Origin of the sequence: Loktanella atrilutea (assembly GCF_900128995.1) — a bacterium.
GTDB lineage: Bacteria > Pseudomonadota > Alphaproteobacteria > Rhodobacterales > Rhodobacteraceae > Loktanella > Loktanella atrilutea.
The window spans coordinates 140,826-150,176 of sequence record NZ_FQUE01000010.1 but is presented as its reverse complement, the minus strand read 5'-3'; the positions used below and the strand labels follow the sequence as shown (position 1 = coordinate 150,176).

8 protein-coding genes are annotated in these 9,351 nt (G+C 69.8%); 4 read left to right on the top strand and 4 right to left on the bottom strand.

Going from position 1 to position 9,351, the window contains the following annotated elements:
* Positions 1 to 237 (top strand): hypothetical protein (locus BUA54_RS21400; protein WP_218588299.1); only part of this gene is annotated, 237 nt, incomplete at its 5' end.
* A 128-nt stretch (positions 238 to 365) separates the two neighbouring features.
* Here the strand turns inward: BUA54_RS21400 and BUA54_RS17030 are convergent.
* Positions 366 to 2,774 (bottom strand): Tex family protein, encoded by a 2,409-nt coding sequence (locus BUA54_RS17030; protein WP_084114500.1) that lies wholly within the window; start codon positions 2,772 to 2,774, stop codon positions 366 to 368.
* A gap of 82 nt (positions 2,775 to 2,856) precedes the next feature.
* On the opposite strand from BUA54_RS17030, the gene BUA54_RS17025 reads away from it, so the two are divergent.
* Positions 2,857 to 3,327: a CIA30 family protein gene (locus tag BUA54_RS17025; protein ID WP_072858460.1), complete on the top strand. Its 471-nt coding sequence runs from the start codon at positions 2,857 to 2,859 to the stop codon at positions 3,325 to 3,327.
* Here the strand turns inward: BUA54_RS17025 and BUA54_RS17020 are convergent.
* A complete protein-coding gene (locus BUA54_RS17020) occupies positions 3,324 to 4,553 on the bottom strand; it encodes a lytic murein transglycosylase (protein WP_072858459.1) in 1,230 nt (409 codons plus the stop codon). The genes BUA54_RS17025 and BUA54_RS17020 overlap by 4 nt on opposite strands.
* 183 nt (positions 4,554 to 4,736) lie before the next feature.
* Here BUA54_RS17020 and BUA54_RS17015 point away from each other — a divergent pair, with 183 nt between their 5' ends.
* Together BUA54_RS17015 and BUA54_RS17010 are read left to right on the top strand one after the other, a co-directional pair.
* Positions 4,737 to 5,834 carry an AAA family ATPase gene (locus BUA54_RS17015; RefSeq protein WP_072858458.1) on the top strand — a complete coding sequence of 366 codons (1,098 nt, stop codon included), beginning with the start codon at positions 4,737 to 4,739 and terminating at the stop codon, positions 5,832 to 5,834.
* Positions 5,831 to 7,054, top strand: a complete 1,224-nt coding sequence (locus tag BUA54_RS17010) for a vWA domain-containing protein (RefSeq protein ID WP_072858457.1) — start codon at positions 5,831 to 5,833, stop codon at positions 7,052 to 7,054. The genes BUA54_RS17015 and BUA54_RS17010 overlap by 4 nt, the downstream gene beginning before the upstream one ends.
* Here the strand turns inward: BUA54_RS17010 and BUA54_RS17005 are convergent.
* Positions 7,046 to 7,714 carry a hypothetical protein gene (locus tag BUA54_RS17005; RefSeq protein ID WP_072858456.1) on the bottom strand — a complete coding sequence of 223 codons (669 nt, stop codon included), beginning with the start codon at positions 7,712 to 7,714 and terminating at the stop codon, positions 7,046 to 7,048. The genes BUA54_RS17010 and BUA54_RS17005 overlap by 9 nt on opposite strands.
* A 4-nt stretch (positions 7,715 to 7,718) precedes the next feature.
* A complete protein-coding gene (locus BUA54_RS17000; protein ID WP_072858455.1) occupies positions 7,719 to 9,239 on the bottom strand; it encodes a DHA2 family efflux MFS transporter permease subunit in 1,521 nt (506 codons plus the stop codon).
* Positions 9,240 to 9,351 lie beyond the last annotated feature (112 nt).

Below are 9,351 nucleotides of genomic sequence, written 5' to 3'. Positions count from 1 at the left end.
CGAAACCCTAAGAGCGCGATATACAGACGTCTGATCCATCGAACCGAACCAAACCGCCCACATATCTCTTCAGATATAACAATTTCAAACAGCGTAGAGGCCAAAAGAAACAAGATGCGCCAAAAAAGCGCGCCCCACTCAAACCTCAAAGAATTTTCCCAGCTTCCCGAACTTCCTGATCTTTCGACCGTCCGTTCCGTCCGCCGCCCCGTGTCTGCATCACTGCGTCTCCGGTGAGGGGGCTTCTACGGTCAGTGCAGGAGGGGCGCAACCGAAAAATGCGCTGTGTCCGCGATTTTTGTGACGGTTTTACGAAACGCCCTGAAAACAGGCGGTTTTCGCGGCAGGCCGCCGGGCCGTTCCGGTCAGCTCTTCCCCTTCAGCGCTGCGTTCAACGCCTCTGCCAGGGCGTTGTTCCCCGAATCCGCGGCAGTCGCCGTCGCCTTGCCCCGACTCGGCGTCCCACGGCCGGACTTCGCCTCGCCCGGACGAGCCTGCGGCGCAGCCTCCCCGGCATTGTCCTTGCGCATGGTCAGGCCGATGCGCTTGCGGGGGACGTCGACCTCCGTCACGCGGACGCGGACGACGTCGCCGGCCTTTACCACTGCGTGCGGGTCCTTCACGAAGCGGTCCGCCAGCTGGCTGACGTGGACAAGCCCGTCCTGATGCACGCCGATGTCGACGAAGGCGCCGAAGGCCGCGACGTTGGTCACGGTGCCTTCGAGCGACATGCCGGGCTTCAGGTCGGTGATGCTGTCGATCCCCTCGGCGAAGGTCGCGGTCCTGAAGTCGGGGCGCGGATCTCGGCCGGGTTTTTCCAGCTCGCTCAGGATGTCGCGCACCGTGGGCAGGCCGAAGGCGTCATCGACGAAATCCTCTGCCCGCACACCGGACAGGGCGGCGCCGTCGCCCATGATCGCGCGGATGTCGCGACCGCAGGCCTGCACGATCCGGCGGGCGACGCCATAGGCCTCGGGGTGGACGGCCGACGCGTCGAGCGGTTCAGCCCCGCCCTGCACCCGCAGGAAGCCCGCGCTTTGCTGGAATGCCTTGGGGCCGAGGCCCGCGACCTTCAGCAGGGCCTTGCGCGAGGGGAAGGCGCCCTGCGCGTCGCGGTGCGCGACGATGGCCTGCGCCAGCGTCGGGCCCACGCCCGCGACCCGCGCCAGCAGCGGGGCGGAGGCCATGTTCAGGTCCACCCCGACGGCGTTCACCGCATCCTCCACCACCGCGTCGAGGGACTGGGCCAGACGGCGCTGGTCGACGTCGTGCTGGTACTGGCCGACGCCGATCGCCTCTGGCGCGATCTTGACCAGTTCGGCCAGCGGATCCTGCAGGCGACGGGCGATCGAGACGGCGCCGCGCAGCGAGACGTCGAGGGCGGGAAACTCTTTCGCCGCCAGTTCCGAGGCGGAATAGACCGAGGCGCCTGCTTCGGAGACGATGACCTTGGCGGGCTTCGGTCCCCCCGGCAGCGCCGTGATGACTGCATCGACGAGGCGTTCGGATTCGCGGCTGGCGGTGCCGTTGCCTATGGCGATCAGGGTGACACCGTGGCGCCGGATCATCTCGGTCAGCTTGGCGGAGGCGCCGCGCAGATCGTTCTTCGGCTGGAAGGGATAGATGGTGGCGGTGTCCAGCAGCTTACCGGTCTCGTCCACCACGGCGATCTTGCAGCCGGTGCGGATGCCGGGGTCGAGGCCCAGCGTCCGCTTGGCCCCGGCGGGGGCGGCCAGCAGCAGGTCGCGCAGGTTGCGGGCGAAGACCTCGATCGCGGCGTCATGGGCGCGTTTGCGCAACTCGCCCATCAGGTCCATGAACATCGTCAGGCTCAGCTTGACCTTCCACGCCCAGATGGCGGCGTCGCGCAGCCAGATGTCGCCGGGGGCCTGACCGCGGATCCCGATGCGGGACGCGATGGCGTCGGTGATGCGCGGCAGGACCGTATCGGGGTCCGGGGCGATGTCGACGGTCACGATCTCCTCTTTCGAGGCACGCAGGATGGCGAGGGCACGATGCGACGGGATCTTCGCCCACTTCTCGCGGTGATCGAAGTAGTCGGAGAATTTGGCCCCCGCCTCCTCCTTGCCGGCGATCACCTTGGCGGTGATCTCCGCCTCGTCCTGCATGATCTGGCGCAGACGGCCCAGCAGGGTCGCGTCCTCCGCCAGTTCCTCGATCAGGATGTCGCGGGCGCCGGTCAGGGCGTCCTTCGGTGTGGCGACGGCCTCGGACAGATAGGCCTGCGCCAGCTGCTGCGGATCGGCCGCGCGGTCCGCGATGATGGCCCGCAGCAGCGGGTCGAGGCCGTTTTCTCGTGCGATCATCGCCTTGGTGCGCCGCTTGGGCTTGAACGGCAGATAGAGGTCCTCGAGCGTGGCCTTGGTATCGGCGGACTGGATCGCGCGGGCGAGGTCGTCGGTCAGCTTGCCCTGTTCCGTGATCGACCCCAGGATCGCCGCCCGCCGCTTTTCCAGCTCGCGCAGGTAGGCGAGGCGGTCGTTCAGGGTGCGCAACTGCGTGTCGTCGAGACCGCCCGTCACCTCCTTGCGGTAGCGAGCGACGAAGGGGACGGTGGCGCCGTCGTCCAGCAGGGCCACGGCGGCGTTGACCCGATCGGGACGGGCCCCGATCTCGGTTGCGATGGTGCGGCTGATGCGGGCTGTGACGGGGTCCACGGGGTCTGCTCCTTGCGATTGAGGGTTCGTGATAGACCCGTGCCGGGCGCGCGCCAAGGGTGGGCTGTGGCGCGCGGTGTGATCGGGGCCGGGCATCCGGCGAAAGTTGCTCTTGTCAGATGAGACTGGACCACGGCGCCCGGGCGCTAGGTGCTTGGTGGGCAAGGGGAGTGTGGTGATGGACCTGACGCTGGACTGGGAATTCGTGGCCGACACGGTGATGGGCGGCGTGTCGCGGGGGCGGATCGCGCCGGTGACGCTGGACGGCCGGCGGGCGATGCAGCTGACCGGCGATGTGTCGCTGGAGAACGACGGCGGCTTCGTGCAGATGGCGGCGGATCTGGCGCCCGGAGGCGGCGGATACGATGCCGGCGGATTTGCCGGGATCGAGATCGACGTCCTAGGAAACGGCGAGCGGTACGATCTGCGGTTGCGGACGGTGGATCTGACGCGGCCGTGGCAGTCCTATCGTGTCGATTTCAGGGCGCCGGAGGACTGGGTGACGCGGCGTTTCGCCTTTGCCGATTTCGAGCCGCACCGGACGGATGTGCCCTTCGACCCTGCCGGGCTGCGGCGGATCGGGATCGTGGCGATCGGGCATGAATTCGCGGCCGAGGTCGCCGTGGCCGGGGTGCGGCTTTATCGCTAGCGGGCCAGCGCGCGGACGAGGGTCGCGTCGGGAAAGCAGGTGGCGGCCTGCCCCTGCGCCGCCTGCCACTGGCCAATGGACCGGCGGGTCCTGAAGCCGGCGAGGCCGTCGGCGCCGCCCACGTCGAGGCCGCGGGATTCGAGGCCGCGCTGCAGGGCGGCGACGTCGGAGCGCAGCAGGCTGTCGGTGCCACGCCAGGGGGCGGCGAAGTCGGGCGTGCCGTACTGGATCCGGTCGCCGACGTGGCCGACGAAGAGCGCGTAAAGGTCCGAGGTGTTGTAGTCCTTGAGCACGTAGAAATTCGGCGTGACGATGAAGGCCGGGCCGTAGCGTCCCGCCGGCATCAAAAGCGAACCGGGCTGGCGCAGTTCCGCAGCGGGAAAGGCCTTGCCGCCGACGCGGGCGATGCCCATGGCGGCCCAGTCGGCGATGGGGCGGGCCTGATCGGGGCCTTCGAGGGCGCAAGAGACGTTTGCCGGAACCGTAACCTCGAACCCCCAGTCGCGGCCCGGCTGCCAGCCGTGGCGGGTGAGGTAGGTGCCGATCGAGGCGATGGTGTCGGGGGCGGAGCCCCAGATGTCGGCGCGCCCGTCGCCGTCGCCGTCGGCGGCATAGCCAAGGTAGTTCGAGGGCATGAACTGCGGTTGGCCCAACGCACCGGCCCAGCTGCTGCGCATGGCGCGGGGGGCGGCGCCGCGTTGCGCGATCTGCAGGGCGGCCACGAGCTCGTCAGTGAAATAGGGGGCGCGGGTCGACATGAAGCCCTTGGTCCCCAGCACCTGAAACACGTCATGGGGAATGTCGGCGCGGCCGTAGCCGCTTTCGCGGCCCCAGATGCCGAGAATGATGCGGCCCGGGACGCCGGTGGCGCGTTCGACGGCGGCGAGGGTCTGGGCGTATTGCCTTGCCATCCGGCGGCCGGTGGCGGTCGCGCCGTCGAGGCTGCCGCGGCTGAAGTACTTGCCGGGCTGGCCGAATTCGCTTTGCCGTTGCGCCTGGCGCGCGGGCGGGGCCATGCCGGGGGGGACGAGGTCGGGCAGGTCCCAGTTCAGGGTGACGCCTTGGAAGGCGGTGTCGAAGGTCGCGCGGCTGACGCCTTCGCGGCTGGCGCGAGGCCAGACGGTCTGGTCGAGCCATGTGCGGAACTGCGCCTCGACCGCGGCGCGGGTCTGGGCCATGGCGGCGGCGGGGAACAGCAGAAGGAGCAGAAGGCAGAGGATGCGCATGGGCCGACCTGAGCATGGCCGGGGCGCAGTGTCAAAGGCGATGCAGGGCGCCGGGAAATACATTTCAAAAAGCAAATGTTTCGCATGCGATACATATTATGTAAAAGAATCGTTTGGCCTGATAAAGGGTTGAGGCTGGATGACCGGCGCGGGCGGTCCATTTCGCGTATCGGGAGGATTGCCATGTCCGTGAACACGCCACCGATTTCCGCCGGCCGCGCGCTGGAGGCGCTGCGGCTGGGCCATGCGGCGCAGATGCGCGGCGATCTGACCGCGTCCTGGATGCTGCATGGCCGCCCCGGCATCGGCAAGACAGAGATCGTGGCCCAGCTGGCCGAAGAAACCGGCAGCCGCCTGTTCGACCTGCGGCTGACGACGATCGAGCCGCAGGACCTGCGCGGCCTGCCCTTCTATGACCATGCGGCGAAGCGCACGGTCTGGTATCCGCCGGAGGATCTGCCCGATGACCCGGACCAGTCGGCGATCCTGTTCCTTGATGAACTCACGGCGGCGGCCCCTGCCCTGCAGCCGACGGTTTACGGTCTGCTGCAGGAGCGGCGGGTGGGGCTGCATGTGCTGCCGGCCAACACCTTCATCGTGGCGGCGGGGAATACGGTCGACGACGGGGCCGTGGCCTATGAGATGGGGACGGCGCTGTCGGACCGGCTGATCCATCTGAACGTGGTGGCCGAAGCCGCGGACTGGATTGCGCGCTATGCGGTGCCGCGGGGGCTGCATCCGGCGGTGATCGCCTTTGTCCGCACGCGGCCGGACCTGCTGGACACGACGGCGGATGCCTTGTTGCGGGGGCGGATGATCGCCTGCACGCCGCGCAGCTGGGCGCGGGTCAGCGCGATCCTGCGGGCGGTGCCGGACCGGGTGCTGCGCGATACGCTGATCGCGGGCACGCTGGGCGAGGCGCCGGCGGCGGAGTTCGTGCTGCTGGAGCAGGAGATCGCGGCGACGGTGCAGGTGGCGGACATGATCGCGGCAGACCCGCGCGAGCGGGTGGCGCTGTATCCCGAAAGCCTGCACGGGCTGACGGCGCTGGTCTATGCGCTGGTCACGCTGGCGGAGCGCGAGACGCTGCCGGAGGTCATCGCGATCATGGCCGGGATCCGGCATCTGGCGGACCGGCGCGGCGGCGATTTCGCGCGGCTGCCGCTGGCGGAGCTGACGACCCATGGCATGGAGCTGCTGATCGAGCGCAGCTTGGCGCAGGGCTGGCAGGAGGCGTTCCGCGGTTCGGAGGCCTATGCCGCCTACGTGGCGGAGCGGTGAGCGGGCGGCATTCCGCCCGCGCCCGGCCCGCGCTGGTCGATCTGGCCGAGGCGGACCCGGCGCTGGCCGCGCTGGCGCTGTGGTGCGATCATCGCGACGGGGCGACGACGGGCACGGCGGGGACGGTCATCACCTATGGCCCCGACTTCGAAGCCCTGCCCCGGCATGTGCAGATCGGACTGGCGGCGCATCACGTGCTGCATGTCGCGCTGCGCCATTCGGCGCGGATGGGCGATCTGCAGGCGCGGCACGGGGACGCATTCCGGCCGGACCTGTTCAACCTCGCCGCCGATGCGCTGGTGAACACGGTGCTGCTGGCGGCGGATCACGCGTTGCCGCGGCCTGCGGTGACGCTGGAGGGGCTTTTGCGAGAGGGGTTGGGTCAGGCCGAGGGCGGGTTGGCGGAGTGGGATGTGGAGCGGCTTTACTTCGCCTTGTTGCCACGAGGGGGCGATGAGGGGGATCGCGGGGCGGCGGTGGAGGACTACGCGGAGCGCCAGCGGTTCGTGCCGGATGTGGACCCCGGCGACGCGACGGGCGGCGGTGGCGCGGCGGAGGAAGCCGCGCGCTGGCAGCAGCACCTGAGCCGGGCGGTGGAGGCGGGGCGCGCCGCCGGGCGCGGTGTGGGCGCGGCGCTGCACCGGCTGGCGGATCTGCCGGAACCGCAGACGCCGTGGAACGTGATCCTGCGGCGGTTGCTGACGCGAGCGGTGATGCCGGAGCGGCGCCCCTCGTCCCAAAGGCCCGCGCGGCGCTGGATCGCGGCGGCGGCGCAGGCGGAGCGGGCTGGGACACCGGTGCCGGGGTTCGAGGCCGGTTACAGGTCGCAGACCGATGTGGCGCGGGTGGTTGTGGGGCTCGATGCCTCTGGCAGCATCGACGACGTGCGGTTGGGGCTGTTCTGGGCAGAGGTGACGGGCATCGCCCGGCGGATGGCGGTGGAGCTGCATGTGGCGGTCTTCGACGACGGGCTGCGCCACGTCGCGCGGCTGGCGCCGACCGAGAGCCGGCCGGTGCTGCCCGAGATGCCGCGCGGCGGCGGCACGGATTTCGCGCCGGTGGTGGCCCATGCGGCGCGGCTGGGGGCGAGCGCGCTGGTCGTGCTGACCGATCTGGACGGGCCTGCCGGCCCTGCCCCGCGTTTCCCGGTGATCTGGGCGGTGCCGGATGCCGCGGGGGTCGCGGCGCCCTTCGGCCGGCTGGTCGACCTGTCACGCTAGGGCGGCGGCGAGCCTCGCGTGGGCCGAAACGCCGCGGGCGTCGAGGGTGATGTCCCGCAGGAAGACGTTCTGGCTGGCGTTGATGCGGTGCAGCAGGCGCTCGGTCATGTCGCCCTTGAAGAGGGTGTCCTGCAGGATCGCGCGCTCTGCTTCGGTCAGGTCGAGGACCTGCGGGCCGTCGTCGGACTGGACCGAGACATAGGTGAGCGGCGGCAGGCCGCGCAGGTCGGATTGTTCGATGACGAGGTGCAGCTGGCCCGCGCGCAGACCGCGCAGAGCCGCGATCCGGGTCAGGGCGGCGCGGGCCTGTGCGCGCAACAGGTCGAGGCCGCGGTCGGCGGCGGCGGGGTCCATGAGGCCGGCGCGGCGTTTGGCGGGCACGCGGATGACGCGCATCTCGACCACGTAGATCAGGATGATCATCAGCAGGGGGGCCTGCGCGAGGGGCAGCGCGGCCTCTGTCCAGACGATGCCGATGATCAGGAGCGGCAGGAGGGCCAGCATGTAACGGATGCCCTGGAACTCGATGGCGATGCGGGCGAGGTGTTTCAGGCCGGCGCGGCGCGGCCACGGGGTGACGCGGCCGAAGAACTTGCGCGGCAGTTGCTTGACGGCGAGGACGGCGGGGTTGCGCAGGGTGGCGTGGGTGACGATCAGCATCGGCCTAGCGCTGGCGGGCGAAGGGGATGCACAGGAGCGCCGCTGCGGTCAGGGCAGCCATCATCAGCCATGCGTCGTTGATCGCCAGCGTCGTGGCGGCCTTTTCCATGAGCGGCGCGAGGTAGGCTTGCTGCGCAGGTGTGGGCGCGCCGCCCGTCAGCAGGGCGGGCGGGATGCCGATGAAGGTCGCGGCGTCGGCGTCGCCCGCCGCCAGCCGCGCGGTCAGGTCGGCGGCGTGGCCGGGGCCGCGGGCGTAGATCACGGTGTCGATCAGGGCGAGGCCGATGGCGCCTCCGAGGTTGCGCATCAGATTGAAGACGCCGCTGGCGTCCGGCACCTCTGCCTCGGTCAGGTGGCCCAGCGCCATGCGGGTGGGCGGCAGCAGGCAGAACATGATGGCGAGGCCGCGGACGACCTGCGGCCAGAACATCTGATCATAGTCGGTGCGCGGGGTCTGGAACACGCTCATGCCGAGGCCCACGGCAAAGAAGGCGAAGCCGGCGGCGGTGAGGATGCGGGCGGGGACCCGCTTTTCCGCGAGGACGGCGATGGGGGCGACGACGAGTTGCGCCACACCGGTGACGAGCATGATCGTCCCGATTTCCAGCGCCGAATGGTCGCGGACGAAGGCGAGGAAGACCGGCATGAGGTAGGTGGAGCCGAAGAGGCCGATGCCGAGGACGAAGGACAGGATGCAGGCGATGGTGAAGCGCCGGTCGGCAAAGCTGCGCAGGGCCACGATGGGGGCAGCGTGGGTCAGGCTGCGGCGGACGAAGGCGCTTCCGCTGGCCACCGCCACGGCGAAGAGGCCGATGACGAGGGGCGAGAGCCAGCCCCGCGTCGGCGCCTCTTTCAGCGCGATTTCCAGCGTGGCGAGGGCCAGCGCCATGAAGGCGAGCGAGAGCCAGTCGACGCGGCGGACCTCTTTCAGGTTGGCCGCGGTGGCGGGCACCAGTCCTGCGGCCAGCGCCACGGCGACGATGCCGGGTACGACATTCACGAGGAAGAGCCAGTGCCACGAGTAGGTCGAGGTGATCCAGCCGCCGACGATGGGGCCGACGGTCGGGGCCAGCACCGCGACGACGCCCGCGAGCGTGGTGGCGAAGGCCTGCTGCCGCAGGGGGAACAGCAGGAAGACGGCGGCGAAGACGGCGGGGATCAGCGTGCCGCCGGCGAAGCCCTGCAGCACGCGCCATGCGATCAGGCTGTTGAAGCCCTGCGACGCGGCGCAGCCGACGGAGGCCGCGGTGAAGACGCCTGTCGCGATGACAAAGAGCCAGCGCATCGACAGGGCGCGCATCAACAGGCCCGTGAGCGGGATCGCGATGACCTCTGCGATAAGGTAGGCGGTCTGCACCCAGCTCATCGCGTCGGGGGCGATGCCGAGCGCGGACTGGATGTCGGGCAAGGACGTGGCGACGATCTGCACGTCGAGGATCGCCATGAACATGCCGAGACACATGGCGGCAAAACCGACCCATGTCGCCGCACTGCTGCGTGTCCGCGGCGTCGTTTCGTCCGTCACCTGAGGCCCCTTGCTGATCTGCCGCAACCTAGACCGTGTTTTCCGCGGGACAAAGGCTTTCATCGTCGCAGCGGGCCTGCGTCGACGGAACCGCCGCATACAATGTCGCGTT